General features: G+C 41.4%; 16 protein-coding genes. 14 read left to right on the forward strand and 2 right to left on the reverse strand.

All coding sequences use genetic code 11. The annotated features are described in order from the left end of the window. Positions 1-2 precede the first annotated feature (2 nt). The 4 genes from I2F31_RS10205 to I2F31_RS10220 are packed head-to-tail and all read left to right on the forward strand — an operon-like array spanning position 3 to position 4381. Positions 3-1178, forward strand: coding sequence for a M20 family metallopeptidase (locus I2F31_RS10205; protein ID WP_195773853.1), 1176 nt, complete (start codon positions 3-5; stop codon positions 1176-1178). Then, positions 1175-2251, forward strand: coding sequence for a mandelate racemase/muconate lactonizing enzyme family protein (locus tag I2F31_RS13440; protein WP_195769237.1), 1077 nt, complete (start codon positions 1175-1177; stop codon positions 2249-2251). The genes I2F31_RS10205 and I2F31_RS13440 overlap by 4 nt, the downstream gene beginning before the upstream one ends. A gap of 3 nt (positions 2252-2254) precedes the next feature. After that, positions 2255-3424: a M24 family metallopeptidase gene (locus I2F31_RS10215; RefSeq protein ID WP_195773854.1), complete on the forward strand. Its 1170-nt coding sequence runs from the start codon at positions 2255-2257 to the stop codon at positions 3422-3424. A 9-nt stretch (positions 3425-3433) separates the two neighbouring features. Beyond that, the gene (locus tag I2F31_RS10220; RefSeq protein WP_195773855.1) at positions 3434-4381 is read left to right on the forward strand and encodes a dihydrodipicolinate synthase family protein; all 948 of its coding nucleotides are present in this window, start codon (positions 3434-3436) and stop codon (positions 4379-4381) included. On the opposite strand, the gene I2F31_RS13445 is transcribed toward I2F31_RS10220, so the two are convergent. Further along, positions 4341-5369 (reverse strand): glutamine amidotransferase-related protein, encoded by a 1029-nt coding sequence (locus tag I2F31_RS13445; protein ID WP_195769240.1) that lies wholly within the window; start codon positions 5367-5369, stop codon positions 4341-4343. The two genes, I2F31_RS10220 and I2F31_RS13445, sit on opposite strands and share 41 nt — an antisense overlap. 106 nt (positions 5370-5475) lie before the next feature. Between I2F31_RS13445 and I2F31_RS10230 the strand changes: the two genes are divergently transcribed. Further along, positions 5476-6690, forward strand: a complete 1215-nt coding sequence (locus tag I2F31_RS10230) for a pyridoxal phosphate-dependent aminotransferase (RefSeq protein WP_195773856.1) — start codon at positions 5476-5478, stop codon at positions 6688-6690. 194 nt (positions 6691-6884) lie between these two features. Here the strand turns inward: I2F31_RS10230 and pdxR are convergent, their stop codons facing one another. Further along, a complete protein-coding gene (gene pdxR, locus I2F31_RS10235) occupies positions 6885-8381 on the reverse strand; it encodes a MocR-like pyridoxine biosynthesis transcription factor PdxR (protein WP_195773857.1) in 1497 nt (498 codons plus the stop codon). Positions 8382-8652: 271 nt separating this feature from the next. On the opposite strand from pdxR, the gene I2F31_RS10240 reads away from it, so the two are divergent. From I2F31_RS10240 to I2F31_RS10280, 9 genes are all read left to right on the forward strand, one after another. Next, positions 8653-9048 (forward strand): nuclear transport factor 2 family protein, encoded by a 396-nt coding sequence (locus tag I2F31_RS10240; protein WP_195769244.1) that lies wholly within the window; start codon positions 8653-8655, stop codon positions 9046-9048. 50 nt (positions 9049-9098) lie between these two features. After that, the gene (locus I2F31_RS10245; RefSeq protein WP_323127578.1) at positions 9099-10487 is read left to right on the forward strand and encodes an NAD(P)/FAD-dependent oxidoreductase; all 1389 of its coding nucleotides are present in this window, start codon (positions 9099-9101) and stop codon (positions 10485-10487) included. 53 nt (positions 10488-10540) lie between these two features. Then, positions 10541-11947 (forward strand): amino acid permease, encoded by a 1407-nt coding sequence (locus I2F31_RS10250; RefSeq protein ID WP_195769246.1) that lies wholly within the window; start codon positions 10541-10543, stop codon positions 11945-11947. A 106-nt stretch (positions 11948-12053) separates the two neighbouring features. Next, a complete protein-coding gene (locus I2F31_RS10255) occupies positions 12054-12956 on the forward strand; it encodes an EamA family transporter (protein WP_195769247.1) in 903 nt (300 codons plus the stop codon). A 154-nt stretch (positions 12957-13110) separates the two neighbouring features. Next, on the forward strand, positions 13111-15156 hold the full coding sequence (locus I2F31_RS10260; protein WP_195769248.1) for a UvrD-helicase domain-containing protein: 2046 nt from the start codon (positions 13111-13113) through the stop codon (positions 15154-15156). Positions 15157-15175: 19 nt separating this feature from the next. Further along, the gene (gene dut / locus I2F31_RS10265) at positions 15176-15628 is read left to right on the forward strand and encodes a dUTP diphosphatase (RefSeq protein ID WP_195769249.1); all 453 of its coding nucleotides are present in this window, start codon (positions 15176-15178) and stop codon (positions 15626-15628) included. 129 nt (positions 15629-15757) lie between these two features. Further along, a complete protein-coding gene (locus I2F31_RS10270; RefSeq protein ID WP_195769250.1) occupies positions 15758-17188 on the forward strand; it encodes a phosphomannomutase/phosphoglucomutase in 1431 nt (476 codons plus the stop codon). A 35-nt stretch (positions 17189-17223) separates the two neighbouring features. Continuing rightward, positions 17224-18129, forward strand: a complete 906-nt coding sequence (argB, locus tag I2F31_RS10275; RefSeq protein WP_195769251.1) for an acetylglutamate kinase — start codon at positions 17224-17226, stop codon at positions 18127-18129. 290 nt (positions 18130-18419) lie between these two features. Continuing rightward, positions 18420-19265: a class II glutamine amidotransferase gene (locus tag I2F31_RS10280; RefSeq protein WP_195769252.1), complete on the forward strand. Its 846-nt coding sequence runs from the start codon at positions 18420-18422 to the stop codon at positions 19263-19265. The last annotated feature ends 40 nt before the right edge of the window (positions 19266-19305 follow it).

Below are 19305 nucleotides of genomic sequence, written 5' to 3' on the forward strand. Positions count from 1 at the left end.
CGATGAGTGTTTATGATGTAGACAGCATGCGTATGAAGCAAAATTTAGCCACGCTTGTTGGAATTAATACAGAAAATCCCCCAGGTCGAGAGCATGAAGCTGCCGAATGTGTTGCTGCTTGGCTTAACTCAGTGGGTTTTGATGTGTCGTTGAGTGGATATGCCGAGGGACGTAGCAATGTTATTGCAGTACTGAAAAATGGTGCGGGCCCCTGTTTTGCTTTCAATACCCATCTTGACACTGTGCCTGCAGGTACTGGCTGGCATACAGATGCATTTACGCTCACCGAACGTGATGGGCGGCTTTACGGACGAGGTGCTTGTGATGCCAAAGGGCCATTGGTTGCGATGGTGGAAGCATTACGTATATTGGCGATACATCAAGAAAGCTGGTCTGGCACGCTCATGGGGGTGTTTACTGCTGATGAAGAGGTGGCGAGTGAAGGTGCGAAGTTTTATGTTAAAGAGGCAGCACCAGAGATTGACTTTGTGGTCATTGGTGAACCCACTTCAAATGCAACATTTTCAGCACATAAAGGTAGCTTGCGTCCACGTGTCAGGGTTCAGGGGGTCGCAGCACATTCCGGTACGCCAGAGTTGGGGGTAAATGCCATTTATCAGTCGGCAAAACTGTTGGGGTTAATTGAGCAGACACATCAGCAGCAGGTGCATTGCCGTTGCCATGCTCTTGTGGGGCATGCCAGTTTGACAGTGACACGTATTCATGGTGGCCATGCCGATAACATCGTGCCAGACAGTTGTGAGCTGTTGTTAGATCGCCGTATGGTTCCTGGTGAAAGTGAGGCAGATGTTAAAGATGAGTTACAACAGTTGCTTGACCATGCTAGAGATTGTACTGGTGTAAAGGCTGAAATTATCGCTTGGCAGGCAACGACGGGTGGTGCAACTGAAACAGATCGTAATGAAACCATTGTGAAACAGAGTTTGGCTGCTTGTCGCCATCATGGCCAAGCCAATGCTGGACCATTCGGCTTTCAAGGCGGGTGTGATTTAGTGCATTTTCGTGCTTTGGGGGCAAAGGGGGTAGTCATTGGCCCTGGTGATTTGGCTGTGGCACATAAATCAGATGAGTTTGTGCCTATAGATGAGTTTATTGCTGCAACTTCTATTTATCTTGATATTGCTTTAGCAATGTTACCGTCGGAATCCAAAGTGTGAAAATACGGCTATGGTATGGGAAATTACACTATGCGGGCATTACCTTGCATACGGCAGCTTCTGGTGCAGTCAATGCATTAGAAATATTGTGGTTACAACTTGATGATGCCATTGGTGAGGTGCGACTGAATATTGATTATCTACATGGTTATAGTGCTACGCAAGTATTACAAAATGTTCAGCGTGCCTTGGCACAGTGGAATAGCCATGCGTGCCCGAAATCCTTGCTAGAAAAAGTACATACTGAAGGTGCGGGTTTACTCGCCCCAACACGGATGTTGTTGGATATGGCATTGCATAATTTATTGGCCAAACGAGCACAACAGTCACTTGCACAGTATTTAGGAGCCACTACACCTTGTGCTTTGTCTTTTATGACCAATCAGACTTTATTTTGGGGCAGTGAAGCACAGATGCTACACCAAGCCGAGCATTACGTTGATCGTGGTTTTACACAACTGAAACTACGTACAGGTGTGGCAGATTTTGCGACGGATTTAGCTCGCTTACAACGACTGCGTAGTGAGTTTGGTACCAGTATTTCATTGGCTATTGACGTAAATGGTCAGTGGTCACTTACACAGGCACAGCAGGCATTTCCTGTGTTGTGTGATTTGGGGTTAAGTTATGTTGAACAGCCATTAGCACCTACAGAGGATGACAAGCTGAACATGCTGTACTCATTTGGCATGCCAATTATGTTAGATGAAAGCTTGATCAATGATGTTGCAATTGATCGCTTGATTATGGCAAACGGAGCATTGTGGGGACATTTGAAATTGGTCAAATTTGGTGGAATTACACCGACATTGGCCGTAGCACGTCGCTTACAGCGTGGAGGTATACCTTTTATGGTTGGACAAATGAATGAAGGTCATGCGGCAACGTCAGCAGCATTACAACTGTGTCGCTTACTACAGCCTCAATTTGCAGAACTTTATGGTGCGGATGGTCTTATAGATGATGCGGTCAGTGGTTTGCAATATCACCATGGTTGTGTAGAGGTTTCTAATATTGATGGTTTGGGGGTGAATTTTGATGCCACTCGTGCCACTTTGATTCAGGAGTTTTAAATCATGCAAGAACTTGATCATGTGATACAGGGCAGTGAGTCGGCATTTACTGAGCAGGAGTATGCAAGTCGTATTCAACGTACGCGTGAACGCTTAAATACAGTGGGTGTTGATGTGATGATCGTCACTGGCCCTGAGAACATTTTTTGGTTAACTGGTCAGCAAACACCAGGCTATTATACATTTCAGGCATTGCTGTTGCCTGTAGAGGGTGAACCAGTATTTGTAATTCGTCAGCTTGAATATTTTAATTTTATTGCCAACACTTTTATTGCTGATGCCGCGATTTATCAAGATGGTGATCATCCGATCGATTTTTTATTGAGCCTATTGCAACAGCGAGGTTGGCTAAATAAGCGGATTGGTCTAGACAAGTATGGTTGGTTTTTGCCAATAGCGGTGTATGAGTTATTACAACATCAGCTGGGCCCGATTGCAGATACAGCAGGAGTGATTGAGCCATTACGTGCGATTAAATCTGATGCAGAGATAGAAAAGATTTCGATGGCAGCACGTTATGTCGATGCAGGTATGCAAGCAGGTATGGCAGCCATTCGTGAGGGTGTTGACGAAAATGCATTGGTATCTGCCATGATGGGAGCAGCCATTGCTGCAGGTTCAGAATATGTTGGTATGGAACCATTGGTTTCTAGCGGTTCACGCAGTGGTGTGCCACATGGCACATGGCGTCGCCGTATGATTCAAAAAAATGATCCTGTGTTTCTTGAGATGGCGGCATCTCATGATCGCTATCATGCGGCATTAATGCGTTCTGCATGGCTGGGACGACCACCAGCGATTGCTTTAGAAATGGAGAAAGTCTGTCAAGATGCCCTGCAGGCTGCACTAGATACAATTCGCCCTGGTGTGACGTGTGCTGAGCCACATATTGCGTGTCAGCAGGTGATTGATCGTGCAGGGTTTAGCGAAAATTTTAAAAAGCGTACTGGTTATTCAATTGGTATTGCATTTGCACCAGATTGGGGGGAAGGCGGTATTTTGAGTTTATATGATGGCGTTAATACTGAACTTGAGCCAGGAATGACATTTCATATTCCTCCTGCACTGCGTATTTATGGTGAGTTTACCGTGGGCGTGAGCGAAACGATTGTCGTGACTGAAACTGGCTACCGTCAATTGGGGTCGCTCACAAGTCCTTTAATGTTGTTTTAGGGAATAATGATGAAAGATATTAAAGAGTGTTATGAACGTCTAAAGGGTATATTTAACATTACTGTGACACCATTTACGCCAACAGGAGAAATAGATTTTGCCGCACTGTCTGAAAATATAGAGCGTGTGATTGCCCAAGGTTATGATGGCTTACTTATTGGTGGTACGTATGGTGAGTTTCCTGTGATGTCACTGGCGGAACGCCGGGCACTATTTATTTATGTGATGGATTTTGTCAAAGATCGTGTGGCTGTGATGTTGTGCAGTGCTGCCTCTGACCCACGTGAAGCACGTGAACTGACAAAACTTGCGGGCGAGTTGGGTGGTCTGCCGATGGTGACAGCACCGTTTGTGAGTGAAATTACGGATGAGCAGATTGTCACTTATTTTGAAGAAATGGCATTGCTGTCACGTACAGGTATTTTGGTCTATAACGCACCGGGTATTGGTATTACGTTGACCCCCAATTTATTGGAACGTCTGGCGGATATTTCTGGGGTGGTGGGCATTAAACAGGGTGATTTAACCCCAACAGTAATTGACCAAATTGCTAATCGTCTGGCTGGAAAATTACGTCTATTTTGTGCATCAGATCTGGCTTTTCTTGGTCCGATGATGGCGGGTTTTGATGGTATTAGTACCACCAATAGTGGTGCATTACCAGAGCTCATTTTGGCCACTTATCGGGCGTTGGAGCAGGGTGATGCCAACACAGCCAAAGCGTTACATCAGTTATGGTTTGAGTATCGTACACTGGCACGTCAGCATGGTCAGCCACAGTTAGTGAAAGCTGCAATGGCACTACGGGGGTTTAATGGTGGTATGGTTCGACCACCTTTAAAACCAATTTCTGAACAGGCCTTACAGTCATTAACCAAGGTCATGCAACAGCTCGCCAGCGATTCACGTACAGGGGTTAAATTGTCTTTTGAGCAACCGCTTGCAAGAAATCTATAAATAATGGGTGTGGAGCATTGGGGCGTGACATGAGTTCGGGGTGGCCTTGTACGCCCTGCCAAAAAGTATGTGATGGAAAACGAATGGCTTCGACAATGTCATCGTTTTGTACCGTAATGTCTATTCCGCCTGCCAGCAGTTGTGGCCGTAGTTTGGGGTTGAAGTAATAGCGATGGTTGTAATGCATATAGTTAAAGGGTGCAGGTGCAGGGAAAGCAAACAAGCCACAGCGGTGGCGAAAATCATCAAATCGTATAAAGCTGTGTAGTGTTGCATGAGAAGCAACTTCTGCCAATATCGCCTCTTCAAAGCCGATGGCATGTTGTACCACAGCAGTACACATACTTTGCATACCAAGACATAGGCCTAATGTTGGAATGCCACGATGTAGCGTCGCTTTAGCGACAGCAATTTGCCCTAAAACAGCCGCCATAGATGAACCACCAGGTAAAACAACGCCGTGTAACTCGTCTAACTCATGTAGATCATGGCAAAGTGCTTCAGGAGATAACAGGCGGATGTCTAGTTTTAAGTGAAGTTGCTTGGCCGCCGCTTGTAATGACAACAGGTTTGCTGGATAGCTGTCACGTTGGTCACGTACATGCCCCATCAGCCCGATACGTATTGTGCGATTGTCGGTGGATGCTGGAGTCAGTATTTCTGGTTGAGGCAAGTTTTTGCTCGACAAGCGTTCACCTTTGAGGTGAGCGATACGTGGTGCATCTGCTTCTGCTAGCACAATGACTGCATCGTGTGTGGGGAGTTGGCTGACATCAGTGACTTCATGTTGCAGGGTATTACTCAGAAATAGCCCACTGCTGACACAATATCCTGCAGCGATCACATGTTGATGACTGTCTGGAAAATCATTATGGAAAGTCGGGCGTAGACTCCATAACGGCAGTGATTTTTGGTTGGCCAACATACTGGCGGTGATCCCGTAATGTGCTGGGATTTTGGCATCATCAACAATGAATAGCGGTAGCACGAATATTTTCCTGTTGTTAGAGGCGGTAAGATCTAAAGTGGATTGGATTAACTAACAGCTTACTATGATTGTACTTATTGAAACAATATATACAAAAGGGGGTGTGATGAATCATCAACAATTGGCTCGACGTATGCAACGTATCCGTCCATCTGCCACAGCGACGATTTCAGATCAGGTACGTGCGTTAGAGCAAGCAGGTCATACTGTGATTAATTTGGGTGAGGGTGAACTGGATTTTTCTACACCAGATCACATCAGCGATGCTGGTATTGCTGCTATTGTACAGCAACAAACAAAATATACTGCTGTATCGGGCACTAGTGCATTGAAACAGGCCATTGCTTGTAAGTTTTTACGTGATCATCAGCTCAGTTTTTCAGCAGATGAGATTGTTGCAGGTAGTGGAGCGAAACCACTTATTTTCAATGCGTTACTTTCAACATTAGATGTCGGGCACGAAGTGATTATTCCTGCACCATACTGGGTTTCTTATCCTGATATGGTGATGCTGGCTGAGGGTACGCCAGTTATTGTCCCTTGTCATGAGCAATATGGTTGGAAGTTACAACCACAAGATTTGGCTGCTGCATTGACACCTGAGACACGTTGGTTGATTCTCAACTCGCCAAGTAATCCTACAGGGGCGATTTATAGTGCTGAAGAATTACGTGGACTGGCAGAGGTGTTGTCTGATTATCCTCAGGTGTTAATTATGTCTGATGATATTTATGAACCTTTACGTTATGAAAATACACTTTTTAGTACTTTCGCACAGGTTGCTCCATATTTATCCGATCGTATATTGACCATCAATGGTGTGTCTAAAAGTCATGCAATGACTGGATGGCGGTTGGGTTATGCTGCAGGTCCGACATGGCTTATTCATGCCATGCAAACGCTACAATCACAGAGCACATCGAATCCCTGTAGTATTTCGCAAGCTGCGGCAGTTGTTGCATTACAGCAACCAGCAGAGTTTCTTTCAGCTTGGATGACTGTGCTCGATCGTCGCCGCCGGCAGGTATTGGCAATGATTGAGGCAAGCAATGGCTTAAGTGCCAGTGCCCCTAAGGGGGCATTTTATATTTTTGCTAACTGTATGGCATTCATTGGATCTATAACACCACAAGGGCAGAGCCTCGATGATGATCAGGCTGTGGCAAGTTGGTTGTTACAAGATGCACATGTTGCGGTGCTGCATGGTTCAGCTTTTGGAACACCAGGCTACTTACGTATTGCTTATGCGGTTGAGGATAGTCATCTAACACAGGCATGTCAGCGTTTACAGGATTCGCTTGCTAAACTTATTCTTTCATAATAGGTTTTTAAAAACAATGTCTTATTTGATGATGGACTTTGAGTGGTTTCAGTGTTAGATCTTCCTCTTATTGACCAAAAGAACTGCCAGCATGGCTTAAATTTAAATAGGTAGCGTTGATTTCTCAGGTATAAAAGTGGATTGAATGGTCTATTTATGGAATGATATCAAAACCAAATGTAGGTTTACCTTCATTAATTGTACATATGGTACTCATTCACAGCTTTAGACAATTCTTCAATGCCTTGATTAATTTTGTCTAAAGCAATAGAACCAAAACCTAAACGTAAAAAATTTTTACGTTGCTGATCATGTAAAAAGAAAGATTCACCAGCTTCAATGAAGACACCTCGGTTAGCAGCATATTGAGCCAACATGCTGGTGTTGATATTCATAGGTGCTTCAAGCCAACATGCTGAACCACCATTAAATGTATAGATATGCCATGTTGGCAAATATTGTGCTAAGGCTTTCAATAACACCTCAGCACGTTTTTTATGTAATAAAAACTGTCGTCTTAACATGCTGTGGTAATACCCTTGATCTATAAAAAAAGCAAATACACGCTGATTAAATACATTTGGGTGACGAACCATTAGGCGGCGTAAATGGCGGAGCTCATCAATTAACTCTGGTGCTGCTACAATGTAACCAAGGCGGAGTCCTGGTGCTAGTGGTTTAGATAGGCTACCTACATAAACAACACGACCATGACGATCTAGACTTTTTAAAGCAGGAATAGTGGTATTTTCGACTAAGATTTGTGCATCATATTCATCTTCAATAATAATGCTTTCGTATTCCTCAGCTTGTCGAAGCAAATGTTGACGACGTTGTGGAGATAGCGTTCCACCTGTTGGGCATTGTCGACCAGGTGTAACATAGAGGTAATCACATTGTTGTGCTTCTTTAGAGAAAATAATCCCTTCGTGGTCTACGGGAAGTGCCACAATATTTTGACTGTGTAGCATAAAAATATTTCGAGCATCTGGATAACCAGGGTCTTCTATACCAATAAAATGTTCTGAACGCATCAGTAAAGCTGCCAACATATACAATGCGTGTTGACTCCCCACAGTCAGTAAAATTTCATCTTCATGTGCAACAATACCTCTGGTTGGTAAAATATGTTGACGAATGGCATTAATTAAATATGGATCATCTCCTTGTTGGGTAAGATCTTGAGCCCAGATAGAAGCATCTCGTGCTGATAACGCTTTTATTGAACACTCACGCCAGGCAGTAGCAGGAAAGCTTTCAGGGTCCGGTTGGCCATAAATAAATGGATAAGGGTATTTACTCCAGTCACTTGGTTTAATGAGATTACGCTGTTGTGATGGTTGGAAGCAGAACCGCTTCACCCAACTGGTTGTTTTGGATGTGGTTTTTATGGTTTTATTTTCACTGCTATCTACATAAAAATGGGGATGGACAAAGTGCCCACATCGTTGACGCGACTCTAAAATTCTCTCTTCTACTAATTGTTGATAGGCAATGGTGACGGTATTTCTTCCTACGCCGATCAACTTAGCTAGCTCACGGCTTGAAGGAACAGCCATACCTGAACGTAAATGTCCATCGACTAAAGCAGAAAACATCATACGGCAGATACGCCCTTGAAAATTCAACCCACTTTTTTCAGTTTGATTAAACAATAATTTCCAAATATTTACTGAAGCTGGATAGGCCATGATGTTTTCTCAGTGCATTTTTTGATTCATTTTGGATCCGAAACAATCAAACTGGTGCATAAACAGGGATAATTACAATATTTTCCTTGATTCATGCTTTATATAGATAAAGCAAAAGTTATTCCAATCTCAATATTTAAGAAATAAATCAATAACATCATGTGTTTATGTGTATTTTTTGGTGGATCTATAGAAAAAGCATTTCTGGTACTACGTCATCATAATCTATTTTTGTACATTTCATTTAATCAAATAGTTCTTGAGATGATCCATGAACCAAAACACACTTTTACAACTACTCGATACATTTTCACAAGCTTGGAACGCCCATGATGTAGAGCAATTGATGAACTGTATGCATGTCAATTGTCGTTTTGAAACAGTTGCTGGTGACGATGTTCATGGTACGGGCATTGTTGGAGCTGATGCTGTTCGTGAAGTATTTAGCAACACATTTAAAACGTTTCCAGATGCTCAGTGGAGAAATGCCAAACACTGGATTAGTGCAGATGGTAACTATGGTGTTTCAGAAAGCACTTTTATGGCAACCACAGCAGATGGAGGGATGATAGAAGCCAATATGGTTGATATTTTTCACTTTAAAGATGGAAAAATTCTTCTGAAAAATGCATTTCGTAAAAATCGTCCTGTAAAAAATATGCCTTAAGGAGTTTTCTTGTGAATCAATACATTCAACATTTAAATACTAATCCAAATATTGGCAAAAAAACAAATCATCAAGATTATAGAGAATACAATGCAAAGTTTGATCCATTAACAGATAAAATTTTACAAGGAAATGAACAATATGCCCCAACTTATTGGGTCGCCACAGCAGGTACACCTCCTGAGGATGATGGACCGTTAAAAGGGGATATCGTTGCTGATATTGTGATTATTGGTGGCGGATTTACGGGTCTGTCGACTGCATTAACCTTGGCTGAAAAATTTGGGGCAGCGCCTTTGGTTCTCGAGGCCAATCGTAGTGCATGGGGGTGTACAAGCCGTAATGGTGGACAAGGACAAAATGCTTCTGGACGTTTATATCGTTCGCAATGGATTGATAAGTGGGGGCTTGATACGGCTAAACGGCTAGATACTGAAATTCGTGAAGGGTTCGACTATTTCAAAGATTTGGTCAGTAGTATTCAATGCGATGCACAAGATGGGGGGCATTTGTACATTGCACATCGTGCTAAAAAAATGGCATTTTTGGAAAATGAAGCCAAAGTCATGAAAGAGGTCTTTGGTTATAAGACACGTATGCTTAGTCGCGAACAATTGCATGAGGAATATGTTGCCGATCAAGAAGCCACAGGTGCTTTACTTGAACCAGATGGTATTGGAGTACATCCCCTTAAACTGGCTTTTGGTTATTTAAAACGTGCACGTGCAGCGGGTGCCAAAGTTCACACATCTACTCCTGTTTTAAGTTGGGAAACGCATCAAGGTATTCACTATTTAACGACACCTTATGGGGTCGTTAAAGCAAAGCGTGTAGCTGTTGCAACAGGTGGTTACACGCCTAATGGCTTGCATCCGAGTTTATCTGGAAAAATTATGCCCATTCTATCTAATTCATTGGTGACCAGACCGTTAACTAAAACTGAACGTGCCGAAGCAGGATTACACAGCACCACATTTATTACAGATACTCGCACTTTACGCCATTATTACCGCTTGTTACCCGATGGTTCCATGCAATGTGGTAGTCGTAGTGCGCTTAATGGAGCAGATGCCAGCAATCCAATTCATCTAGAACGCTTAAAAGAAGGGCTTTACCGTAAATTTCCGAGTTTGCGTAATATCCCAATCGCACATTCGTGGTGGGGTTGGGTCGATGTCAGTCACGATATGATGCCTAGAATTGTACAACCAAACCCTGATGAAAGCATTTTTTACGCTATAGGTTATGGTGGAAATGGTGTTTCATTTTCTGCAATGGCGGGACGTCGCTTAGCAGAGCGTGTTATGGGCGTTGAGCATCCACAGTTCGATTTACCCATATATCAGTCGCCATTACCTTCACATTTATTTAGACCATTTCGAAGAGTAGGACAGGCACTTTTATACCGTTGGTATTACCTAACAGATGAAGTGATCTAAATAACATCTTATTTTGATATAGCACAATGATAATAAATATAGGGGAATTCATCATGTATCACTCAAATCAAGATTTAAAAAACACGCTCAAACCTCGCCATGTGAAAATGATGGCTCTAGGTGGTGTCATTGGAATGGGATTATTTGTAGGCAGTTCGGTGGTTATTCAATCGGCTGGGCCTGCTGCAATCCTCTCGTTTTTGATCACAGGTATTATTATTATATTAGTCATGCGTATGTTAGGTGAGCTCGCGACGGCATCGCAAGTGACAGGTTCATTTTATAGCTATGCACGCTATGCTTTTCGAGACTCCCCATTTTTATCTCGACTCGCAGGTTTTATGACGGGTTGGATGTACTGGTATTTTTGGGTTATTGTCATTGGTTTAGAGGCTATTGTGGGGGCGAAACTCGTTGGGTATTGGTTACCAGATGAACCACAGTGGATCGTTAGCCTCATATTTTTATCCATCTTAACAGCAACAAACCTATTTTCTGTTAAATCATTTGGTGAGTTTGAGTTTTGGTTTTCATCAATAAAAATAGCAGCAATTATTACATTTATATTCCTATGCAGTATCTATGTATTCGGTTTGTGGCCAAATCATACTACTTCAGGGTTTGGTGAACTACTGAGTCACGGTGGATTTATGCCAAATGGTTGGGGGCCGGTGTTATCTGGGGCTGTATCAGCCACAGCATTTTATTTTGGTGCAGAGATTGTCACAATTGCAGCGGCAGAATCGGAAAATCCAGAAGAGTCTGTAGCCAAAGCCACTAAATCTGTCATCAGTCGGGTTCTTATCTTTTATGTTTGCTCTATTTTTCTTGTAATCTGTATCGTGCCATGGAATAGTCCTGAGATTGCAACGCCTTATGTGAGTGCCTTAAAGGTTCTTAATATTCCTTATGTTGCTGATATAATGAATGCTGTCATTTTGGTGGCTGTATTAAGTTGCTTAAACTCTGGTGTATATGCAGCAAGCCGTATGCTATTCGCTTTAACAAAAAATGGGGATGCGCCACGTAGTTTAACTAAACTCTCTAAAAAAGGAGTACCTGTACGGGCTATCTTGATATGTACTGTATTTGGTTATTGCTCAATACTTGCATCTTATTTTTCTCCAGATGGCGTGTTCTCTTTCTTGGTAGAGTCTTATGGTACGGTTGCACTTTTTGTTTATATTATCATTGCATGTTCACAAATTCGTTTAAGACGTCATTTAGAGCACGTTGCACCTGAACGCTTAAAAATAAAAATGTGGTGTTTTCCTTATCTCAGTTATGTTGCCATCATTGGCATGCTTTGTATCTTTATTGCCATGGCATTTATTCCTAGTCTGCAAAAAGCATTTTGGTTTGGTATTGCCAGTGCGCTCATCATCTTCTGTATTTTTATGATTCGTCATTCTATTGAGTTATTTAAACTGCGTAAAAAGCAAAAGCCAGCCAAAATATGATGCTCGTTTTCCTACAACATATAACAAACTCTAATTTTTAAGCGACCTGCTTAAATAGGTCAGGTCGCAATACAGTTTTAAAAACCTACCTAGGATGATTATTCTCATGTTACTCAAAGATAAGCTAGCCGCTTTAACTGTGGTTTTTATTTGGGGTATCAATTTTTATTTTATGAAAGTGGGTATCAGTGAAATGAGCCCAATGATGTTAGGCTGTCTGCGTTATATCTTAGTTTTACTTCCTGCCATTTTTTTTATCAGTATGCCGAAAATCGGTTGGAAGTGGCTTTTATTATACGGTTTCATTAGCAATTTTTCACAGTTTTCTTTTATGTTTAGTGCTATAGCAACAGGAATGCCAACAGGTTTAATTGCTTTGGTTGTTCAGTCTCAAGCCTTTTTTACTGTAATGATTGCGGCATTTGTTTTCAATGAAAATACATCATGGAACCAATGGCTTGCTATAATAATAGCAGCTTTGGGACTGGCATTGATTGCACTTGGTCAGCAACACAGCCATGTTCCTTTAGTTGGGCTACTATTGGTGATGGGTTCTGCACTGTCATGGGCTATTGGTAATATTGTGGTGAAGCGTATCGGTCAGGTTGACTCTATTGGTTTAGTGGTTTGGGGCAATCTATTTACACCACTTTGGTTTTTCCTGTTTGCTTTTCATGATCATGGTTGGCAAGGCATTCTTTTAGATTGGACAGCAATATCTTGGAAAGGTTTTTTTGCTGTAGCTTTTCTGGCCTATTTTGCTACGATTATTGGTTATGGCTTATGGAATGATTTATTAACACGTTATTTGGCTGCTAAAATTAGTCCGCTGTCGCTTTGGGTGCCGGTAATAAGTATGGGGTTTGCCTATTTGTTTTTAAATGAAACATTAAATTCATGGCAGTGGTTAGGCTCGGGAGTCACGATGTTTGGCTTAATGGTTCATTTGGTTGGGCAAAAAATAAGCACAGCTTTAAGGTTTATGTTCTCAAAAAATAACCGAGCTTGAAAGTATAAAGTTAAATATTATCAGACGTGTTGCACAGGTGCTGTTGAGTTCACGTCGTAAATTGACTCATATTTTAAACACTCTAGTTGAGAAGTATTAGAAATATAATCATGACATGACTATAATCATGCTCCAATTGGCGAAGAGAATGCACATGTCATCAGCAAGTCAACTTAACGACAAGCAGCTTGAAGCAATGAAATACACGCAAGGCCCACTGTTGGTGCTTGCAGGTGCAGGCTCAGGCAAGACTTCGGTGATTACCCGTAAAATTGCACATTTGGTCCAAAATTGTCGTATTCCTGCCCATCGTATTACGGCCATGACCTTTACCAATAAAGCTGCCCGAGAAATGAAAGAACGGGTGGGCAAGTTATTATCAAAAGAAGAAGCAAAAGGCTTGTCTGTATCTACATTCCATACCTTTGGCTTAAATTTATTACGCTTAGAACTAAAACATTTACCGCTTAAAAATAATTTTTCTATTTTAGATGCAGATGATTGCAAACGTATTTTAATGGACTTGATGCATCAAGATAATTTGTCAGGGGCTGAAAGCAAAGAGCTGATTGCTAAAGTCATGAAAAAAATATCTGATTGGAAAAATGACTTAATTATTCCAGAACAAGCCCATCAAACTTGTGAAACGGAAGAAGATGTTCGCTTTGCCTACTTGTACCAACTCTATGAGCGTAACTTACGTGCTTACAATGCGGTCGATTTTGATGACTTGATTGTCTTACCAACGCGCTTATTACAAGAAAATGCCGAAGTGCGAGATAAATGGCAAAACCGTGTACGTTATTTATTGGTCGATGAATATCAAGACACCAACACGGCACAGTATATTTTAGTCAAGCTTTTGGTTGGTGTGATGGGGCAATTCACTGCGGTGGGCGATGATGACCAGTCGATTTATGCATGGCGTGGTGCAAAACCTGAAAATATGGGACTACTTAAAGAAGATTTTCCCAATTTAAATGTGATTAAACTCGAACAAAACTACCGTTCAACCAGTCGTATTTTAAAAGCAGCCAACCATGTGATTGGAAATAACCCGCATATTTTTGATAAAAAATTATGGAGTGATAAAGGTCATGGCGAAGAGATTCGTATTATTACCTGCCGTAATGATGACGATGAAGCAGAGCGTGTGGCACAAGACATTATTACCCATAAATTGATGAATGGTAAAAGTTGGAAAGATTACGCCGTACTGTATCGGGGGAACTTTCAGGCACGTATTTTAGAAACGCAATTACGCCAACTGCAAATTCCGTATAAACTTTCAGGCGGTACGTCTTTCTTTGCTCGTAGCGAAATTAAAGACATTATGAGCTACTTACGTCTGATTATTAACCCAGAAGATGACAGTGCATTTTTACGTATTATTAACACGCCAAAACGCTCAATAGGGCCTGTGACTTTAGAGAAAATTGGTCTATTTGCCCAAGAAAACCATTTGTCGTTGCTTATGGCTGCAGGTGACCAACGTTTAGCGATGGTCTTGTCTAAGAAAATTTGCTCACATTTGTTTGAATTTTCTGATTTTATGCAAAAGTATACCCGTGAGTTACTTGAAGATGACAACCCTGTGCCAATCATACGGCAGATGATTACGGAAACAGGTTACATCGACTACGTGCGAGAGCAAGCGGCAACCCCTGCACAAGAAAAAACCAAGTTAGATAACATTGAAACACTGTATACCAGTATTCAAAGTTTGATTAACCGTGCTGAAAATGTCGATGATAAAAACATTGAAAGTGTGATTCGTAAAATGGTGTTGCTTGATTTACTCGAACAACAGCAAGAGGAAGAAGACACCGACAAAGTCAATTTACTGACGTTGCATGCGGCAAAAGGTCTTGAGTTTCCGTATGTATATATGATTGGTTTAGAAGAAGAGCTATTGCCACATAAAAACTCAATTGCGGCTGAAACCATAGAGGAAGAACGCCGTTTAATGTATGTGGGAATTACTCGAGCAAGACAAGGCCTCACTTTAACTTTAGCCGAGCAACGCAAAGCAGGTGGTCAAATGAAACAAATGACGGCCAGTCGCTTTTTAGATGAATTACCACAAGATGATATTCATTGGCTTGGGCGTAAAAAGAAATTGCAGCAACATGTAGATCCGAAAGAACAAGCCAAAACCTACTTAGAAAATTTACGCAGTATGTTGAAACACAAACATTAATGAGTGCAAGGAAAAATCCATGAAAGTTCAAGTGAAAATTTTAGACCCTCGTTTGGGTGACACGTGGCCATTGCCAAACTATGCCACACAAGGTTCGGCAGGTTTAGACTTACGTGCATGTATAGATGAAGCCATGACCATTGAAGCAGGACAAACGGTACTGATTAAAACAGGTCTATCTATTTATATTGCAGACCCACAGTTTGCAGGTCTGATTTTACCACGTTCGGGTTTAGGCCATAAACACGGCATTGTTTTGGGTAATTTAGTGGGTTTAATTGACTCAGATTATCAAGGCGAGTTAATGATTTCGGTATGGAATCGTGGTCAAACGGCATTTACTTTAGAACCAGGTGAGCGTTTGGCACAATACGTACTTGTGCCTGTGGTGCAAGCAGAGTTTGAGCAAGTGACTGAATTTGTTGCAACTTTACGTGGTGAAGGTGGTTTTGGCCATACAGGTCAGCAATAAGTACAAGCCCTATAGGTAAATCTATCTATAGGGTTTTTTAAGCATTTTTAATTTTATGTAGAAAAATATTTACAATCATCACATAAATGATGACAATTTAGCATGATATTAAAATAGTTAAGCCAAAACATGCAGTTAACACAACAAGACTTTCCTGCACATATTTTTAGAGCCTACGACATACGTGGGCGTTTGTCAGATCTACGCTTAAATGTACTCGTCGCTATTGCACGAGCTTTTGCCATACAACTCAAAACACAACAGATTGAGCATATTGTTTTAGGATATGATGCACGGCATGACGGAAAACGATATGCCACTTATATACAGCACATTTTGGCGCAGCAAAACATACATGTGACAGCACTTGGCTGTTGTTCTACGCCATATATGTACTTTATGGCACAGAAACTCACCAAAACAGGATCAGGCATTATGCTCACTGCGAGCCATAATCCTAAAACAGATCATGGGATTAAGTGGCTCAGTCATAGATCACCCCCCACACCACAAGACATACAAAACATTGCTCACTTAGCAAAACAGCAGTATCTATCTGATGTGACATTACCAATGGTTGATCTGTCTAAGAAGGTTGAAATACCATCAGCACAGGCATATCTAACACAGTTAGCACATGATATTCGGCTAGAAAAAGCACTCATTGTGGTGGTTGATGGTATGCACGGTGCGGCAGGTCAGTATGCTAAAGCAATTTTAACGACTTTAGGTTGTCAGGTCATTGCACTACGTTGTGATGCCAATGGCGACTTTCCAGATCACGCTCCTGACCCTTCAAAAAAACAGCATCTCACATTGTTGTGTGAGGCTGTGAAGCAACATGGGGCAGATATTGGTTTGGCATTAGATGGCGATGGTGACCGCTTGGTGGTGGTTGATGAAACGGCCAGTATTATTAGCCCCGACCAACTCATGTGTGTATTTGCTGAAATGTGTTTAAAGCAGTATCCACAGCAAGAAATTGTCTTTGATGTCAAATGTGCCAATATGATTACGCAGGTGGCACAGCATTATGGTGGGACAGCCACCATGCTTCGCACAGGTAGCACATTTTTACGCCGTTATTTGGCAGAGCATCCAAAGGCTGTCTTTGGCGGTGAGTACGCAGGGCATTATGTCTTTAATGATGGTCGTGGCTTAGGGTATGATGATGGCCTATATGCAGGACTGCGTTTAATGGAATACCTCACGCAAAGGTCGCCTATGACGCTTTCAGCTCTTTTTGTAGATTATCCAGAGCGTTGTTTTACTGAAGACACTTATATTGCAACGACAGGTGTACCTGCACAAACATTGCTCAAACATTTTAAGCAATCTTATGGCCACAATACACAGGCAAAACTGACAGAAATTGACGGGATTCGATTAGACTTTGCACACGGCTTTGGCATTATACGGGCATCAAATACAGGTGAGTATTTAACAGTACGTTTTGATGCGATTAATTCAGTTGTGCTTGATGAGATAAAAGCGACTTTTTCAGCAGTATTTTTGGCAGACTACCCATGTATTGCGGCCCATATTTTACAAGCACATTAGTGGCTTGATATAAAAACAGACTTAAAGAAGGACAGATGATGGCACATCAACATACAGGCTTAGATAAAGCACATGTTTTAACAGAAGCATTACCGTACATTCAACGCTTTGCGGGTAAGACTCTCGTGGTTAAGTACGGTGGCAATGCCATGACAGACCCAGAATTAGAAAGCTCATTTGCAAGAGACATTGTATTGCTGAAAACGGTTGGACTAAATCCGATCGTTGTACATGGTGGTGGCCCACAAGTTGATGCACTGCTTAAAAAATTGGGACAAGAGTCTGACCGTATAGATGGCATGCGTGTAACAGACAAAGCCACGATGGAAGTGGTTGAAATGGTGCTTGGTGGAAGCGTCAATAAATCGATTGTGAACTTGATTAACCAACATGGTGGTCGCGCCATTGGTTTAACAGGTAAAGATGGTAATCTTTTACATGCACAAAAACTGCTGATGGAAAAGAAAACTGCCAATGGTTCGATAGAAAAAATTGATTTGGGTATGGTTGGTGAAGTGGTTGGTGTAAAAACCGATGTACTCGAGATGTTTACCCAAGGCGATTTTATTCCTGTGATTGCACCTTTAGGGGTAGATGAACATGGCGACACCTATAACATTAATGCAGACTTAGTGGCAGGTAAAGTGGCTGAGGCTTTAGGTGCTGAAAAGCTGATTTTACTGACTAACATTAGTGGTGTATTAGATCAAAATAAAGAGCTCTTAACTGGTTTAACAACACAAGAAGTCGATTGTTTAATTGAAACAGGCGTTATTTATGGGGGAATGATTCCTAAAGTGGGCTGTGCATTAGATGCTGTAAAAGGTGGTGTCGTCAGCGCACATATTGTTGATGGTCGTGTGCCACATGCAACGTTATTGGAAGTATTTACTGACCACGGTGTAGGTACGCTTATTTCTAACCGCTTAGGGCATAAATAAGTTTTTTATATTAAAAACACACGGTAGACATAAATTTTTTACCGTGTGTTGACCTGAATAATGTAGTGGTAGATCTCATTTTTTAATAAATATGTAAAATTTGATGTTTTTAATGTGGAGTTTTAATGTGAAATGAGTATTTTAATTATCTGATAAATAAAAACTATTTGATATTTTAGATTCTTTATTCGAAAAATGAATAAAGAACAATATAAAAACTCATTTACAAGATTAAGGCAGTGGGCTAAATTATAACAGTATTAGATAAGTCAACGATGTAAGTAAACGCCATGTGCCAACTCCTCGGAATTAATTGTGCTGAACCCACAGATGTGACCTTTTCTTTTAAAGGATTTTCACAACGTGCAGGGATCACCTCAGATCACTGCGATGGTTTTGGAATCGGTTTTTTTGAAGACCGAGCATGTCGTTTGTTTGTAGATAATAAATCGGCAATACAGTCGCCAATTGGTGAGTTAATTCGTAACTATCCAATTAAATCAAAAAATGTGATTGCTCATATTCGTAAAGCAACACAAGGCCAAGTGACTTTTCAAAACTCGCATCCATTTGTACGTGAACTATGGGGCAGACATTGGTTATTTGCACACAATGGTGATTTACATGAGTTTGAACCTGAACTCAGTGGTCGCTTTACGCCTATTGGCAATACCGACAGTGAACTTGCATTTTGCTACTTGTTAGACCGTTTGGTTGAGCATTTTGGTTATAAAGAGCCAAAAGTAGAAGAAGTATTTGCTGTGCTAGAGGAAATTGCTCCAGAAATTTCTGAGTTTGGTACATTTAATTTTTGTCTTTCGAATGGTGATGCATTATTTAGCTATGCTGTGACTAAACTCAGTTGGACGGTTCGTGGTTATCCATTTGGGTTAGCAAGATTGGTCGATTTAGATGTGGAAATTGACTTTAGTAAAGTGACCACGCCTGAAGATAGAGTTGCTGTTGTGACTACAGAACCATTAACAGATGAAGTGTGGACAGCCTTTAAACCTGGTGAGCTGATTTTATTTCAAGGTGGTTATTTAATTAAAACAGCACAAACATATATTGATCGTTTGGTGCGTGAAGCTAAAGATCCGTCCTTACGTCGTATTACTCAAGCAGATATTTACTAAGTGGCTTCGCATCTTTAATACAAAGCATTACTTATTTTAG

Origin of the sequence: Acinetobacter rathckeae (assembly GCF_015627125.1) — a bacterium.
GTDB classification, from domain to species: Bacteria; Pseudomonadota; Gammaproteobacteria; order Pseudomonadales; family Moraxellaceae; genus Acinetobacter; species Acinetobacter rathckeae.

Coding starts and splice junctions, on each gene's coding strand:
- I2F31_RS10205 (WP_195773853.1), top strand. CDS start 3: ATGAGTGTTTATGATGTAGACAGCATGCGTATGAAGCAAAATTTAGCC.
- I2F31_RS10215 (WP_195773854.1), top strand. CDS start 2,255: ATGCAAGAACTTGATCATGTGATACAGGGCAGTGAGTCGGCATTTACT.
- I2F31_RS10220 (WP_195773855.1), top strand. CDS start 3,434: ATGAAAGATATTAAAGAGTGTTATGAACGTCTAAAGGGTATATTTAAC.
- I2F31_RS10230 (WP_195773856.1), top strand. CDS start 5,476: ATGAATCATCAACAATTGGCTCGACGTATGCAACGTATCCGTCCATCT.
- pdxR (WP_195773857.1), bottom strand. CDS start 8,381: ATGGCCTATCCAGCTTCAGTAAATATTTGGAAATTATTGTTTAATCAA.
- I2F31_RS10240 (WP_195769244.1), top strand. CDS start 8,653: ATGAACCAAAACACACTTTTACAACTACTCGATACATTTTCACAAGCT.
- I2F31_RS10250 (WP_195769246.1), top strand. CDS start 10,541: ATGTATCACTCAAATCAAGATTTAAAAAACACGCTCAAACCTCGCCAT.
- I2F31_RS10255 (WP_195769247.1), top strand. CDS start 12,054: ATGTTACTCAAAGATAAGCTAGCCGCTTTAACTGTGGTTTTTATTTGG.
- I2F31_RS10260 (WP_195769248.1), top strand. CDS start 13,111: ATGTCATCAGCAAGTCAACTTAACGACAAGCAGCTTGAAGCAATGAAA.
- dut (WP_195769249.1), top strand. CDS start 15,176: ATGAAAGTTCAAGTGAAAATTTTAGACCCTCGTTTGGGTGACACGTGG.
- I2F31_RS10270 (WP_195769250.1), top strand. CDS start 15,758: ATGCAGTTAACACAACAAGACTTTCCTGCACATATTTTTAGAGCCTAC.
- argB (WP_195769251.1), top strand. CDS start 17,224: ATGATGGCACATCAACATACAGGCTTAGATAAAGCACATGTTTTAACA.
- I2F31_RS10280 (WP_195769252.1), top strand. CDS start 18,420: ATGTGCCAACTCCTCGGAATTAATTGTGCTGAACCCACAGATGTGACC.